This is a genomic window from Streptomyces sp. NPDC048473, assembly GCF_043200155.1.
In the GTDB taxonomy this organism is placed as follows: Bacteria; Actinomycetota; Actinomycetes; order Streptomycetales; family Streptomycetaceae; genus Streptomyces.
The window spans coordinates 76,729-91,585 of sequence record NZ_JBICXE010000024.1; the positions used below are offsets into that span (position 1 = coordinate 76,729).

Annotated in this window: 12 protein-coding genes and 1 pseudogene; 8 read left to right on the forward strand and 5 right to left on the reverse strand. The window is 70.0% G+C overall.

What is annotated here, in order from left to right; translation table 11 throughout:
• Positions 1–2 precede the first annotated feature (2 nt).
• A pseudogene (locus ACGFU7_RS30955) lies at positions 3–1,894 on the reverse strand (S9 family peptidase).
• Between the two features lie 71 nt (positions 1,895–1,965).
• Between ACGFU7_RS30955 and ACGFU7_RS30960 the strand changes: the two are divergent.
• Both ACGFU7_RS30960 and ACGFU7_RS30965 read left to right on the forward strand, forming a co-directional pair.
• Positions 1,966–2,802 carry a class I SAM-dependent methyltransferase gene (locus ACGFU7_RS30960; protein WP_393700145.1) on the forward strand — a complete coding sequence of 279 codons (837 nt, stop codon included), beginning with the start codon at positions 1,966–1,968 and terminating at the stop codon, positions 2,800–2,802.
• Positions 2,803–2,855: 53 nt separating this feature from the next.
• Positions 2,856–3,245 carry a nuclear transport factor 2 family protein gene (locus tag ACGFU7_RS30965; RefSeq protein ID WP_393700147.1) on the forward strand — a complete coding sequence of 130 codons (390 nt, stop codon included), beginning with the start codon at positions 2,856–2,858 and terminating at the stop codon, positions 3,243–3,245.
• Between the two features lie 55 nt (positions 3,246–3,300).
• Here ACGFU7_RS30965 and ACGFU7_RS30970 read toward each other — a convergent pair whose 3' ends face one another.
• A complete protein-coding gene (locus ACGFU7_RS30970; protein WP_393700149.1) occupies positions 3,301–3,870 on the reverse strand; it encodes a winged helix-turn-helix transcriptional regulator in 570 nt (189 codons plus the stop codon).
• Between the two features lie 154 nt (positions 3,871–4,024).
• On the opposite strand from ACGFU7_RS30970, the gene ACGFU7_RS30975 reads away from it, so the two are divergent.
• Complete coding sequence (locus ACGFU7_RS30975) at positions 4,025–5,365, forward strand: MFS transporter (protein WP_393700231.1); 1,341 nt, start codon at positions 4,025–4,027, stop codon at positions 5,363–5,365.
• A gap of 125 nt (positions 5,366–5,490) precedes the next feature.
• Here ACGFU7_RS30975 and ACGFU7_RS30980 read toward each other — a convergent pair whose 3' ends face one another.
• From ACGFU7_RS30980 to ACGFU7_RS30990, 3 genes are all read right to left on the reverse strand, one after another.
• Positions 5,491–6,294 (reverse strand): SGNH/GDSL hydrolase family protein, encoded by an 804-nt coding sequence (locus ACGFU7_RS30980; RefSeq protein WP_393700150.1) that lies wholly within the window; start codon positions 6,292–6,294, stop codon positions 5,491–5,493.
• 693 nt (positions 6,295–6,987) lie between these two features.
• A complete protein-coding gene (locus tag ACGFU7_RS30985; RefSeq protein ID WP_393700152.1) occupies positions 6,988–7,734 on the reverse strand; it encodes an alpha/beta hydrolase in 747 nt (248 codons plus the stop codon).
• Positions 7,735–7,852: 118 nt separating this feature from the next.
• Positions 7,853–9,634, reverse strand: coding sequence for a sulfatase (locus ACGFU7_RS30990; protein WP_393700153.1), 1,782 nt, complete (start codon positions 9,632–9,634; stop codon positions 7,853–7,855).
• Between the two features lie 173 nt (positions 9,635–9,807).
• On the opposite strand from ACGFU7_RS30990, the gene ACGFU7_RS30995 reads away from it, so the two are divergent.
• The 5 genes from ACGFU7_RS30995 to ACGFU7_RS31015 all read left to right on the forward strand — a co-directional run bounded on the left by ACGFU7_RS30995 (position 9,808) and on the right by ACGFU7_RS31015 (position 14,857).
• Entirely contained in the window at positions 9,808–10,725 is a 918-nt protein-coding gene (locus tag ACGFU7_RS30995; RefSeq protein ID WP_393700155.1) for a formylglycine-generating enzyme family protein, read from the forward strand.
• A 48-nt stretch (positions 10,726–10,773) separates the two neighbouring features.
• A complete protein-coding gene (locus tag ACGFU7_RS31000) occupies positions 10,774–11,334 on the forward strand; it encodes a PadR family transcriptional regulator (protein ID WP_393700156.1) in 561 nt (186 codons plus the stop codon).
• A gap of 78 nt (positions 11,335–11,412) precedes the next feature.
• Positions 11,413–12,978 (forward strand): sulfatase, encoded by a 1,566-nt coding sequence (locus tag ACGFU7_RS31005; RefSeq protein ID WP_393700158.1) that lies wholly within the window; start codon positions 11,413–11,415, stop codon positions 12,976–12,978.
• Positions 12,975–14,315, forward strand: coding sequence for an MFS transporter (locus ACGFU7_RS31010; RefSeq protein ID WP_393700160.1), 1,341 nt, complete (start codon positions 12,975–12,977; stop codon positions 14,313–14,315). The genes ACGFU7_RS31005 and ACGFU7_RS31010 overlap by 4 nt, the downstream gene beginning before the upstream one ends.
• A gap of 38 nt (positions 14,316–14,353) precedes the next feature.
• The gene (locus ACGFU7_RS31015; protein WP_393700232.1) at positions 14,354–14,857 is read left to right on the forward strand and encodes an FBP domain-containing protein; all 504 of its coding nucleotides are present in this window, start codon (positions 14,354–14,356) and stop codon (positions 14,855–14,857) included.

Below are 14,857 nucleotides of genomic sequence, written 5' to 3' on the forward strand. Positions count from 1 at the left end.
CCCTACTCGCCGGACGGGCCCGACTGCGGGGCCAGGTGGCGCTGGGCGAAGTCGAGTTCCAGCCGGAACTGCTTGATCCGCTCCTCCACGACGAGCGAACCGTGTCCCGCGTCGTACCGGTAGACCTCGTGCACCGCGGCACGGCCCTTCAGCCGGTCCACGTAGTTCTCGACCTGGCGGATCGGGCAGCGCGGGTCGTTGACGCCCGCCGAGATGTAGACCGGCGCCCGGACGGCGTCGACGTACGTCAGCGGGGACGAGGCCTCGAAGCGCTCGGGAACCTCCTCCGGTGTGCCGCCCAGCAGCGTGCGGTCCATCGCCTTCAGGTCCTCCATCTCGTCGTGATACGCCGTGACGTAGTCGGCGACCGGGACCGCCGCCAGGCCCAGGGCCCAGTCGTCCGGCTGCGTACCGAGGCCGAGCAGGGTCAGATAGCCGCCCCAGGAGCCACCGGCCAGGACCAGCTTCGCCGGGTCCGCGAGCCCGGACTTCACCGCCCACTCCCGAACCGCGGCGATGTCCTCCAGCTCGATCAGGCCGACCCGGTGCTTGAGTGCGTCCGTCCAGGCGCGGCCGTATCCGGTGGAGCCGCGGTAGTTGACCCGGACGACCGCGTAGCCGTGGTCCACCCAGGCGGCGGGGCCGGAGGCGAAGGTGTCGCTGTCGTGCCAGGTCGGGCCTCCGTGGATCTCGAAGACGGTGGGAAACGGGCCCTCCGCCGGGGCGGCAGGCCGCTGCACGAGGGCGTGGACACGGCCCCCGGGCCCGTCCACCCACACGTCCTCCACCGGCACGGACGCCGGAGCCTTCAGGCCGGGCGGATCGAGCACCACCGCACCCGAGGTGGACCGGATGACGGGCGGCTGCGCGGCCGACGACCACAGGTACTCCACCGTGCCGTCCGGCCGGGCCGTGGCACCCGACACCGAACCCGGGGGCGTCTCCACCCGGACGGGAGCGCTGCCGGCCCCCGGCTCGTACCGCCACAGGTCGCTGCGGGCCTCGAAGCCGTGCACGATCAGCAGCGCGGAGGCGTCCGGATACCACTCGGCGCCCACATCACCGGGCAGGTCGATCGCGAGGTCCGTCTCCGTGCCCGTCATCGGATCCCAGATCATCGGCTCCCAGCGGCCCCGCCGCTGATGCCCGACCAGCAGCCTCGTGTCCCCGGCGACGGGGGCGAAGCCCAGCACGGACAGGCCCAGCTCCTTCGTACCGCCCTCGGTGTCGTCCAGCTCGGCGACCGTCGACCCGTCGGGCCGCACCACGCGCAGCGCGGAGTGCATCGCATCGCCGTGCTCGGTGTGCTCCAGGGCGATCAGCGTCCCGTCGTAGGAGAGGTCACCGACGCCCGCCGACTCGCGGTGGCGGTAGATCTCGACGGGCGCGGCTCCGGGCCGTACGACATGGATCGTCGTCCCGTCCTCGTCGGTCGAACGGCCGACCACCGCCGTACCGTCACGCCCGATCGCGAGCCCGGCCGGGTACGAGGCACCGAGACCGGTGCCGCCGGCTCGTCCACCGCCCCCTCGCCCTCGCCGCCGTGGAACGGCCGGCGCATCCACACCCCGAACTCGTCCCCATCGGTGTCGCTGAACCACCAGATCGACTCGCCGTCCGGTGTCAGCACGCCGTCCGTCGTCCCGTTCGGCCGGTCGGTCACCTGGCGCTGCTCGCCGGTCGCGCGGTCCCATGCGTACAGCTCGAACGTCCCCGTGGCATTGGAGACGAACAGCGCGCGGTCGGGCGCATCCTCCGCCCAGTCGGGCAACGACACCCGCGGCGCCCGGAAACGCTGCTCCCACTCCGGTACGGAAGCGGTCGCCGGTACGGAAGCGGTCGCGGGAGCGGTCGCCGGTGCGGTGGGGGCCGTCGAGCCAGTGATCTCAGTCATGTCCCCCATTCTGCGCCGGAACGCCGACAATTCGTTCGCATCGTCCGCAGCCTGTGGATAACCTCCTGGACATGCATGCATCGACCCCCGCCGACTGGCACGCGGCCAACCGGGCGCTCTGGGACGAGCGGGTCCCGATCCACACTGCGAGCGACTTCTACGACCTCGACTCCTTCCGCGCCGGCACGGACGCCCTGCGCGACTTCGAACTCGCCGAGGTCGGGGACGTCACGGGCAAGTCGCTGCTGCATCTGCAGTGCCACATCGGCGTCGACACGCTCTCCTGGGCACGGCACGGCGCCGCGCACGTCGTCGGTCTGGACTTCTCCGAACCGGCCGTGGAGACCGCGCGCGGCCTGGCCCGCGAGCTCGGATTCACCCAGGACCGGGCGGCGTTCGTCGCCGCCGACGTCCATGACGCCGCGGAGGCCGTCCCGGACTCGTCGTACGACATCGTCTACACCGGCGTCGGCGCGCTGAACTGGCTGCCCGACACCCGGCGCTGGGCCGAGACGGCAGCTTCCCTCGTGGCGCCCGGCGGTTTCCTCTATCTCGCGGAGTTCCATCCGCTCACGGACTGCCTCGACGACTCGACCGGCGCGAAGGTCGTCCACGACTACTTCAGCCGCGACGCATGGGTGGACGAGACGCCGGGCACGTACGCGGACTTCGACGCACCGACCGTCCACAACCGCAGCGTCGAATGGCAGCACCCGATCGGCGACGTGGTGTCGGCGCTGGCCGCCGCCGGGCTGCGGATCGAGTTCCTGCACGAGCACGACGTCTCACTCTTCGCCCGCTTCCCGACGCTGGAGCGGCAGGGCGACGGCTTCTACCGCTTCCCCGCCGACCGGCCGCGCATCCCGCTGATGTACTCGATCAAGGCGTCCCGGCCGGCCGGCTCCTGACCGAGGTCCGACACTCAAGGCCCATTGTCAGTGGTGGGGTTCAGACTCGGACCATGACCACGACTGCTGATCTGCGCACCGCGGTGGAGACGTACTGGACCGCGGCCGACAACCGCGACTGGGACACCTTCGCCACGACGCTCGCCGACGAGGTGCTGTACGACCTGCCGCAGACCCGCGAACGCATCCGCGGGAAGGAGCGGTACGTGCAGTTCAACCGGGATTACCCGGGGGACTGGCACGTCCGTGTCGAACGGGTTGTGGCCGACCGGGAGGGGCAGCAGGTCGCTGTCCGGACGCTTTTCACGGTCGGCCCGCAGGAGCTGCACGCCATCCACTTCTTCACGTTCGACGCGGAGGGGCGGATCAGCGAGATCACCGACTTCTGGCCCGAGCCGTACGAGCCCCCGGCGGGCCGGGAGCACCTCGTCGAGCGGTACTGAGACCGATTGGACGGGGGCAGGGGCGGGGGCGGGATCACGGGAGTCGGGGACGCCCTCAACTGCCGGACGGACTTGATTCCTTGGGTCCCGCGCGGTCCCACCCCGGGGCACGGACATCGACCGTCAGCGTGTTCATCACGACCTCTTCGCCGCACGTGCGGCAGATCCACGCCGCATCGAGATCGTGCGAATGCGCGTGTGAGTGCGCGTGCGCGTCCTCGCCACCGGCGGACGCCGCCGGTTCATGGATCATGACCACCGGCTTGTCCTCCAGCACCCACCGGTCGCCCCAGTCCAGCAGGGCCCGGATCACCGGTGCGAGATCGCGCCCGGACTCGGTCAGGTGGTACTCGTAGCGCGGCGGCCGTTCGTTGTAGGGCCGCCGTTCGACCACCCCTGCCTGCTCCAGTGAGCGCAGTCGGGCCGCGAGACGGTCGCGGGGCGCGCCGGTGTTGCGGGCGATCGCCTCGAACCGGTGGTTGCCGAAAAAGATCTCGCGCACCGCGAGCAGCGCCCATTTTTCACCCACGACATGCAGCGCGGCGGCGGCCGAGCACGGCCGGCCGGGGAGCGAGAACGCCGGGGCGGTGGCGGTGGGGGCATGGGGTTCCTGTGCAGCACTCATCACTACAAGGTTGCCATCTCAAACTCACTGGCGCTACCTTGCCGCCATGACAGTTGGAGAATCAAACTCACCTCCCTCCGCGGTTGCCCCCAGAGTTGCCTCCGCGGCTGACCATGCGGCTGCCCCGGCCTCCTCCCGTGCCACCGTCTGGATCATTTCGGCCGGTGTCTTCGTCGTGAATCTCGACCTGTTCATCGTCAATGTCGCGGTCCCCGCCCTCGGTGACGCCTTCGGCGGCAGCTCGCTCGCCTCGCTGTCCTGGGTGCTCAACGCGTACGCGATCGTCTTCGCCGCCCTGCTCGTCGTCGCGGGCCGGCTCGCCGACCGGTACGGACACCGTCGAGGCTTCCTCCTCGGCCTTGCGGTCTTCACCGTCGCCTCCGCGCTCTGTGCCGTCGCCCCCGGCGTCGGCTGGCTGGTGGCCGCCCGCGTCCTGCAGGCCGTCGGAGCCGCCGCCCTCATGCCGACGTCGCTCGCCCTCCTGCTCGTCAACACCCCGGCGGAGCGTCGCCCCCGGGCCATCCGCAGCTGGGCGGCGATCGGCGGCATCGCGGCCGGTCTCGGTCCGGTGGTCGGCGGCGTGCTCGTGGAAGCGGACTGGCGCTGGGTCTTCCTCGTCAATGTGCCGGTCGGCGTGATCGGTCTGGTCGCGGGCGCCCGGCTGCTGCCCGATGCCCGGCCGCACCGCGAGGGGCCCTTCCCGGACCTCTTCGGTGCCGTTCTGCTCACCCTCGCGATCGGCGCACTGGCGCTCGCCCTGGTCAAGGCCGATGTCTGGGGCTGGAGTTCGCCCGGAGTCCTCGGCCCGCTGGCCGCGACAGCCGTCCTCGCCGCGGGCTTCTGGCTGCGCTCCGCCCGGCACCCGGCCCCGGTCGTCGAACTGCCGATGCTGCGTACCCGCGCCTTCGCGACGGCCACCCTCGCGGCTCTGCTCTTCACCGTCGCGTTCGCGGCGATGCTGCTGACGTCGGTGCTCTGGTGCCAGCAGGTGTGGGGGTACTCGGCGATCGGTACCGGACTCGCCATCGCCCCCGGGCCGTTGGTCGTACCCGCGCTCGCCGTCCTCTCGGGTCCGGTCGTCAGCCGCATCGGTGCCGGCCGCACCGCCGCACTCGGCTGCCTGCTGTTCGCCGCAGGGCTGGCCTGGTGGGCCGTCGCACTCGATACGGCTCCGCACTACGCGAGCGGATTCCTCCCCGGCATGATGATCACCGGTATCGGCGTCGGGTTCGCCCTCCCCACCCTGGTCGGCGCGGCCGCCGCGGCCCTCCCGCCGACCCGTTTCGCCACCGGATCAGCCGTCACCACGATGGCCCGCCAGACCGGTTCGGTGCTGGGTGTCGCCCTGATGGTCACGCTGCTCGGCGCCCCGGACGGGCCGGCCGAGGCGCTCGACGCATTCCGGCACGGCTGGTGGGCGGCCGCGGCCACCGCCGTACTCGCCGCTGCGACCGCCCTCGCCCTGCACCGGCGGGACACCGCTGCCCGCGCCTGAAGCAACACGCCCGCGCCTGAAGCAATCAAGCAATACACCCGCGCCTGAACGCAACAGAAGTGCGGCGGGCGGCCGGAAGCACCCCCGGCAGCCCGCCGCACCTCTGTACCTCCGTCGTCCGCGTCCTACGCGGCCGAGCGGAAGGCCGGAAGATAGCCGCCCGACTGTCCGGCGGCCTTGGGGTGGTACGAGTTGTAGACCGGGATCGTCACACTGTTGAGCCATGCGTCACCGGAGCACAGCTCATGTCCGGTGAACTCGTCCACCACGCTGGAGAACGTGAACCCGGCGTCGGCCGCCTGCTTGGCGATGACACCGTTCAGGACGTCGGACGCGTTGTTGATGGCCGACCGCTCCTTTTCCGAGAGCCCGGCGATGCAACTGCCGCTCAGCTGGTAGAAGCGGGGGTATCCCAGCACCACGACATGTGCCTGCGGGGCCCGCGACCGGATGGAGCCGTAGAGCGAACTGAGGCCGGACGGAAGCGAGTTCTGCATCTGCGACACGGCCGAACTCAAGCTGCTCAGGCAGGTGGCCTCGCTGGACAGCACGCAGTCCTGCATGACATCGGCGAAGCCCACGTCATTGCCGCCCGCCGTGACGCTGACCAGGCCGGTGGACGAGCTCAGCGCGCCCAGCTGGCTGCCGGCCACCGAACTCGTCGTAGCGCCCGAACAGGCGACGAAGGCGAAAGAGGAAGGTGAGTTCGCAGCTGCCCAGAGGTAGGGGTAGGCGTTGGTGCTGCGTCGGCAGTCGCCGCTGTCGGAGAGATAGCTCCCCGCGCCGACGCCGGACGAGTACGAGTCGCCGAGAGCGACGTACCCGCCGGCGGCGGCGGAGGATGCCGAGGCCGGCTGGGCGATGCCCAGAGCGGCCACGGCGGCGAGGACCAGAGTGGATGCGGACGCCCAGAATCTCCGTACTGACATGGCTGTCAGCCCTCCGAAATGTGGGGGGTGGGTGGGGGGTTGATTGAGCGCCACGTTTCTAGCAGCTGCTGGTACTCGCCGGTAATAGCTGCGTAAGAACTGGTCTGATATGCCCGAATGATCGTTCGGTCGCGATAGCTCCGCGCGTAGATAAACCTCTCGGCGTGCCTGGATCCGCGTGCGGAACCTGCTCGTTCGGGCAGCAGTGGGCCCCGCGGTACGGCCCCCGCGATGCGGGGGCCGGAGATCAACTCGAAGTATTCGGCGGCCTGTTCACCGAGACGCGGTCCGCGCTCGCCGAGGTCGCAGGGGGAGGATCTTCACCTGGTCAAGCCGCAGGGCACAAAAAAACCGCCCTCTGTGGTGGCGCCCCGATACGGGGATGCCACCACAGAGGGCGGTTGTCGTAGATCTACGAGGGTCAGTTGTGGCCGAACCTCCGCTGCTTCCGGTGAGAGACCTGTTCTGAGATCGAGTGCACCGTGTCCTGGGCCGCCGTTGGCTGCGGCGTCTGTTCCTTCGTCTCCGGAGCAGCGCTGCGTTCATGGCCGCCGGTGCGGGCACCTCGGTTCTGCCGACTCTGCTTCTTGCCCACGATCGTGCCTCCTGATAGCGGATCTCGGACGATGGGCCACTTCCAGATTCGCATGTGAGTACGAAGGGTGCATTTCGGGCTTCTGTGTCCGGGTGCGCTTACGTCGGCGGGACACCGTCCGGTAGGGACAGGAGAAAGCCGGCCGCTTCCCGGACCGTTGCGTCGTAACAGTCGTTCATGCCGGAGTTGAAGAAGCCGTGACCCGCCCCCGGGTACTCCACGAGGCGGCAGTGGTTGCCCTCGGTGGTCATCCGGTCGCGGAAGCGGCGTACCCCGTCGATGGGTACGACGCGGTCCTCGGTGCCGTGCATGACGAGGGTGGGCGGCGCCCCGGGGCGTACCAGCCGGATCGGGGACAGGCGTTCCGCGGTGGCGTCGGTGATGGAGAGGGCCTCGCGCAGGTTCTGCTCGGGTCCGCCGGGTGCTCCGAGGAGGTCGACGGCCGGGTTGAAGAGTACGAGCGCGCGCAGGTCGGCTCCACCGGTCAGTGCGGCGGTGAGGGCGAGATGCCCGCCGGCCGAGCCGCCGCCCGCCGCGACCACGTCCGGGGCGAGGCCGTGTTCGGCGGCGACGGTACGGAACCGGCCGATCGCCGCCGTCGCGTCGTCGACGCAGTCGTCCAGGCTCCGGGCGCCGGAACCCAGCAGCCGGTATCCGGCGGTCGCCGCGAGGATGCCCCGGGCGGCGAGGTCCCGGCACTGCGGGGTGAACTGGCCAGGGGATCCGCCGACCCAGCCGCCCCCGTGGAAGAGGATCAGGGCGGCGCGGGGCGGCCCGGCCTCGGGGGCGTGCACGTGCAGGGGCAGCTGGTCCCCGCCGGGCGACGTGTAGGACAGCACGGTCATGACGAGCCCTTCTTGCTCAGCGGTCAGCGGTCAGCGATCAATGCACAGCGATCAGCGATCAGCGATCAGGGAGCAGGGGGAGCAGTGATCAGGGAGCAGGGGGATCAGGGAGCAGTGATCAGTGATCGGAGCCGGTGGCGGCGAGCTGTGCCGCGAGGGAGTCGAGCGTCTCGTGGCCGAGCACGCCGACGGAGAAGGCGGCGACCTGGATGAGGGAGAGTTCTCCTACGACCCTGGCGAACGGTCCGTCGAGCAGAGGGCCGAAGTGCCCGCGCAGCACCTCCTCCGCCTGCGGGTCCTTGAGAAGGTCCCGTATCGGTGTGTGGACGCTGCAGAAGCCGGCCGGGTAGTCGGCGGGGTCGGGCGGCAGCCGGCGGGAGGACCGGGTCTGGTCGTACTGGGCGCGGGCGAGGAGATGTTCCCCGGTGACCGGCCCGGTCTCGGGCAGGCCGAGCCGCCGGTACTGATCCGCGGGCGCGTCCGCCGCCCGCAGCCGGTCGGTGAGGAGCCCGGCCATCCGCAGTTCGAGGGCGTCGTCGACGAGTGGACGCTCCTGTCCCGGATCGTCGGCCAGGTCGAAGAGCAGCGTGCCGAAGGCGTACGGATTGGACATCGCGGAGCCGCGCACCTTGAGCAGCGGTACGTCCTTGGTGAAGGGGAAGGGCCCGGTGAGTTCGGCGTCGCGCAGCTCGCCGGGGGTGAAGCGGCCGCGCATGTGGGTGGGCATGAGGGTGTACTCGTGAAGAGGCTGGTTCGACGGGTCGGCGCAGGCCCGCATGTAGACGTACCGGCCGTCCGTGACGCTGACATGGCCGCCGAAGGAGCCGAAGATCCCCGCCTCGCGCACAGGGGTGTCGGACGTGACCGTCGCGGCCAGAGGGCGGCCGAGCATGCCGGGGGTGGGGGACAGGCCGAAGTGGTCGAGGAGGGTGGGGGCCAGGTCGATCGTCTGGACGAGCGAGCGGCGGCGTTCGCCGCAGGCGCGGCTGCGCGGGTCCCAGACGAAGAGCGGGGTGCGGATGGTCTCGTCGTACCAGGGCTGGACGTTCTTGCCCCACCAGCCGTGCTCGCCGAGAAGCAGTCCGTGGTCGGTGCAGACGATCAGCAACGTGTCGTCCCACAGGGCGAGTTCGTCCATGGTGTCCAGGACGCGGCCGAGGGAGTTGTCGCACATGGAGAGCAGGGCCGCGTACTCGTAGCGGGCGTGGGCGACTTCCTCCTCGGTCTCCAGGACCTGCTTGTAGTCGGGCCAGTCGAAGTGCGCCCCGGTGTAGTCGTGCGGGTAGTGCTCCTTGTGGCGGGCGTGGCTGAAGAAGGGTTCGTGCGGGTCGAAGGTCTCGATCTGCAGGAACCAGTTGTCCTCGCGGTGGTTGGTGCGCACGAAGTGCAGTCCGGCGTCGAAGGTGCGGGTCTGCGGGTGGTCCGCCTCGTCGGTCAGATAACCGCGGTTGATCCAGTCCTGGCGCCAGGCTTCGCCGCGCCTGACCCGGATGCTCTCCGGGATCTCGGGATCGGCGACGTGTCCCTTCCAGGCGTCGCCCTCCTGGCCGCGGAAGAACTCGAAGGTGCGGTAGCGGCCGTGGTAGGTGGCGCCGCCGTCCTCCCAGTAGTGCTGGTGGTCGGTGACGAGATGGGTGTACACGCCGTGGTCGGTGAGGAGCTCGGGCATCGAGTCGTCGAACGGTTCGAGAGGTCCCCAGCCGCGGTGGAGGAAGTTGTGGCGGCCGGTGTGGAGTTCGCGGCGGGCCGGCATGCAGGGCATGGAGCCGGCGTAGCAGTTGTCGAAGGTGACGGTGCGCTCGGCGAGACGGGTGAAGTTCGGGGCGTGGGTCCAGTCCGCTCCGTAGGGCGGCAGGAAGCGCCGGTTGAGGCTGTCGAACATCACCATGATGGCCTTCATTGGAGCTCTCCATGGGCCTCGGGGGTCTGGTGGCTATGTACGTTAGAACATAGAGTCGCGGACGGCTACCACTGGTTCAGGAGGAATCCATGACCGCTTCAGCTACCCCTTCCGCCGCCTCTCCCTCTCCCTCTCCCTCTCCCGCTTCCGGTTCGTCGCCCCGGTCCTGCTGCATGCCCACGGGCACCCCGAGGGGCCTGGAACCCTCGCAGGCGCCGGCATCCGTTCCCGCTCCGGCTCCCGTGGCGTACGCGGGCAAAGACCCGGAGAAGATGGTCCGGCTGCCCGGCGGCACGTTCCTGATGGGCACGGACGACGCCGAGGGGTTCCCCGGGGACGGTGAGGGCCCGGTGCGCGAGGTTCACGTCCGGCCGTACCTTCTCGACGCGCACGCGGTGAGCAACGACCGGTTCGCCGCCTTCACTGCGGCCACCGGATATCGCACGGACGCCGAACGCATCGGCTGGTCGTACGTGTTCGCCGGCTTCCTGCCCGCCGCACTGCGCCGGATCTCGCCCCGTCCGGAACGGACCCCCTGGTGGTGCGGCGTGACGGGCGCCGACTGGCGCAGCCCGGAGGGTCCCGGCAGTGACCTGGGGGCCCGCGCGGACCACCCCGTGGTGCACGTGTCCTGGAACGATGCCCAGGCGTACTGCCGTTGGGCGGGATCCCGGCTGCCGACCGAGGCGGAATGGGAGTACGCGGCCCGCGGCGGCCTCGAACAGCGCCGCTACCCGTGGGGCGACGAGCTCGACCCCGACGGCGAGTACCGCTGCAACATCTGGCGCGGACGGTTCCCCGCGCGCAACACCGCCGCCGACGGATACCGGGCCACCTGCCCGGTCGACGCCTTCCCGCCCAACGGTTTCGGCTTGCACAACATGTCCGGCAACGTCTGGGAGTGGTGCGCCGACCGGTGGACGGACTCCCCGGGCGACCCGTCGCGGGTGATCCGGGGTGGTTCGTACCTGTGCCATGTCTCGTACTGCAACCGGTACCGTGTCGCCGCCCGCACGGCGAACACGGCCGACGGCTCCGGGGGCAACGCGGGATTCCGCTGCGCGCGAGACCTTGACATCGGCTCCGCGTGACCTCAGCCTGACACCACCGCCTAGATACCAATGAACATAGGAAGCCCCATGCAGCTCGATTTCGTGATCCTGGGGCTTCTGGCCCTGCGACGCTTCTCCGGGTATGACCTGCGCCGGTGGATGGACGGCAAGGGGCAGTACCTCGGATACGGCGTCCAGCTGCCGCAGATCTACCGTCGCCTGGCCAAACTGGTGGAGCGCGGCTGGGCCGAGTACGACATCGACCCGCGCGACGGAGCCCCCGACGCCAAGGTCTACCGGCTCACCGAGGACGGCCGAGCGGCCCTGCTCGACTGGGCCCGCTCCCCCTACGAGCCGTCTACACGCCCGCACGACCCCGACTTCAAGATCCGCTTCATCTTCGCCGGACAGCTCGACCGCGAGATCGCCATCGATCTGGTCAGGACCGAGTTGGACTACCGGCTGAGGCAGACAGCCGGCAAGAACGGCGCGCTGGAGCTGCCCGACTACGAGGCGCAGATCCCCGAAATCGACCCGGCCTGGGCCCGCGAGGTCCACCTCCTGGCCCATGAGGACGGCTACGCCTCCTCGCGTTCGTACATCGTCTGGCTCCAGCTCACCCTCCAGCGCCTGGAGTCCGGCCGATGAAATCTCCCGCCCCACCCGCACCCCGCACCCCGACACCCGCCACCCGCCCGGCACGTGCCCCTCCGCGAGGAGTTCCTCTTGCGCATCATCTACGTCGACGTGGACACCCTCCGCGCCGACCACACCACCCCGTACGGCTATCACCGCCCCACCACACCGAACCTCCAGAAGCTGGCCGACAAGTCGGTGGTCTTCGACCGCTACTACTGCTCCGACTCCCCGTGTCTTCCCTCCCGTACCGCCCTGACGAGCGGGCAGTTCGGCATCACCAACGGGGTGATCGGCCACTACGGCGCCGACGCCCAGTTCCGGCTGGAATCCGGGCACGCGCCCGAGCCCGACCGGCCGCTGCTCGGCCAGTGGCTGGGCTGGGGCGGCCACTACACGGCGGCGATATCCGTCTTCGCCGAGCGGCACCGCGCGTACTTCTTCCACGGCAACTTCCGCGAGTCGATCCGCGCCACCGGCAACTGGGGCGACGAAGAGGCCCAGGACATCAACAAGGCGGCGATCGACTGGCTGCACCGGCACGCGGACGAAGAGGACTGGTATCTCCACCTGACGTACTGGGAACCGCACACGAACTACACCCAGCCCGCCGAGTGGACCGAGCGCATGGCGGCCTCGGGCCCCGTCCAGGAATGGCCCGACGAGGAGACCATCACCGCGCACGCCGAGATATACGGGCCCCGCAGCGCCCTCGACCTGCACCCCTCACCCATGGGCGGCACAGGCGCATCGCCCGTCCCGCACAACATGCCCGACGCGATCACCTCCCGCGCCGACTTCGAGCACCTGATCAACGGTTTCGACGGTGCCATCAGCTACTGGGACCACTACTTCGGCCAACTCATGGCGACGCTGGAGGAGTTGGGGATCGCCGGCGAAACGGCCGTGATCGTCAGCGCCGACCACGGCGAGTCCTTCGGCGAGCTGGGCATGTACGCCGAGCACGGCATGGCGAGCGAACCCGTCCACCGGCTCCCGCTCGTCGTCCACTGGCCCGGCCTCACCGACGACCTCCCGGACGAGGCCCGCCGCAACGACGCCCTCCTCTACAACATCGACCTCGCGCCCACCCTCTGCGAGCTGATCGGCCTGGACAAGCCCGTCGGCTGGCAGGGCGAATCCTTCGCGGCGGCACTGCGCGGCGAACCGGTCACCTCGCGCGAATATCTGGTCCTCGGCCACGGCGCCCACACCTACCAACGGGCCGTCCGCACCCGCGACCACCTCTACATGCGGACGTACCACCCGGGCAGCTTCCGCGCCGAGTGGGAGCATCTCTTCCATGTGACCGAGGATCCCCACCTCACCCACGATCTCCTCGACGAGGAACCCGAGCTGACGGCGCGCATGCGCGCGCACCTCGCCGAGTGGTGGCACGAGTACGCGGGACGGCCTGGCTGTCTGCCGGACCCGATGCAGAGCAACCTCCAGACCGGGCCCGTCTACTACAGCGATCCCATCCGCTACGCACAGCACCTGCGGGACACCGGCCGGGACCGTCTCGCGGCGGACCTGGAAGAACGGCTTGCCACCCTCAACGTGCCGGTGCCCTGGCACGCCCCGCACCCACCCCGTACCGCCGAACTGATGCGTCGCTGGGGTGCGCTCCACCAGAAGAAGGGGGAGCGGTCGTGAAGAGAGCCCCGGCCGACAGGAAGGATTCCGGCCGTGCGCGGCAGCTCGGGCTGCTCGTCGGGATCACCAGCATGGACAACACCGAGATGAGCGTGACCTCGGTGATGTTCCCGGCACTGCGCAGTGCCCTCGGGCTCCCGCTCGCCGCACTCGGCTGGCTGGTGGCGCTCGCCAAGCTGGTCGGCGTGGTCTGCGGTCCGCTGTGGGTGGTCGTGGCCCAGCGCCACGGCCGCAAGAAGGTGCTCGCGGGCTGTGCCGGCCTGTGGGGGGTGTGGACCATCGGGACGGGCTTCGTCCAGGACTACACGCAGCTCGTCATCATGTGCACCATCGCCGCCGCGGGGGTGGCCGGTGGCGGGCCGCTGGTCAACGTGATTCTCTCCGACCTCTACGACGACGCCTCCCGCGGCCGCGCGGCAGGCTACCTCTACGGCTGCATCGCCCTGTTCACCGCGGTCCTGGGCCCGCTGCTCGGCCAGCTCTCCCGCTTCGAGGACGGGTGGCGCTACGGCTTCTTCGCAGGCGGCGCCCTGCAGATCCTCTTCGGGATCCTGATCCTGCTGTTTCTCCGCGACCCCGGCGTGGGGGCGTCCGAACCAGAGCTCGACCGGGCAGCGGCGAGCGAGCGACAGCAGACTCCGCTGACCTGGGGCCGGATCCGGGAGCTGCTCGCCATCCGGACCTTCGTCCTGATCCTGCTCCAGCGACTGACGACGGGGCAGTTCGTGCTGCTCAGCTTCGGTGTGGTGTTCCTGACCGACGTCTACGGCTTCAGCAACGCGCAGGCGTCCCTCACCGTCCTGCCCACCGCGCTCGCGTTCTTCGTCGGTACGGTCGTCGGCGGGATGCTCACCGACCGCATTCACCGGCGGCACCCGAACGCGGGCCGGATCGCCGTGTTCCAGACCGGCATGATCAGCTATGCGGTGATCGCCTTCTTCGGCACCCAGTTCGACTGGGGATCCATCGTCGTCTTTGCCTGGTTCTTCGCCCTGATGGCGTTCATCCAGGGCTTCAACCCCGGCATCAACCGTCCTCTCCTCAGCGCCGTGACACCGCCCGAACTGCGCGGCGCCGGCTTTGCGTTGATGCTCTCCGCCGAATCGGTCGGCTGGGCGCTCACCACGCTGGGCGTCGGCTACCTCGGCGACGTGGTCGGCCTGCGGACCGCGTTCCTGTGGCTGCTGGTGCTCCTGACCCTGGGCAACGGCCTGCTCATCTCGCTCTTCTACCGGCCGTACGTGCGTGATGCCGCGGCGGTCCGGACCGAGCGGGCCCGCCGCGCGCCGAGCGTGGTGGGGCTCCAGGGCCTGCCCGGCGAATCACGCGAATATTGAGATGCGGGCCGGCCGGGGCGGACATAGTGTCGATGCCCGTGGAACCGCTCAGCGAGAAAAAGATCCGCTCATCCTTCGTGAACTGCACCAAGGGCGAAGCGGCGCGGCTTCGGCTGCCGCTCGACTTCGGCGAACTGCCCTGGGAGGACCTGGACTTCTTGGGTTGGGTGGATCCGGGAGCGCCGCTGCGGGCGCACCTCGTGGTGCCCCGGGCGCAGGGCCCACTGGGGGTATCTCTGCGTATACCCTCCGTGAGGCGTACCAGCGCCGTGAAGTCCAGCATGTGCCAGATCTGCCTGACAGGTCACGCCTCCTCCGGGGTCACCCTGCTCGCTGCCCCTCTGGCGGGCGCCCGGGGCCGCGAGGGCAACACGGTCGGTATCTACATCTGCGCGGACCTCGCCTGCTCCCTGTATCTGCGTGGCAGGCGGCAGCCGAAGCTGCGTACCGGGCAGTACGAGGAGTCCTTGACGCTGGACGAGCGGCTCGCGCGCATGTCGGGCAATCTGGATGCCTTCGCGGCCAAGGTCACCGCGGCGTGA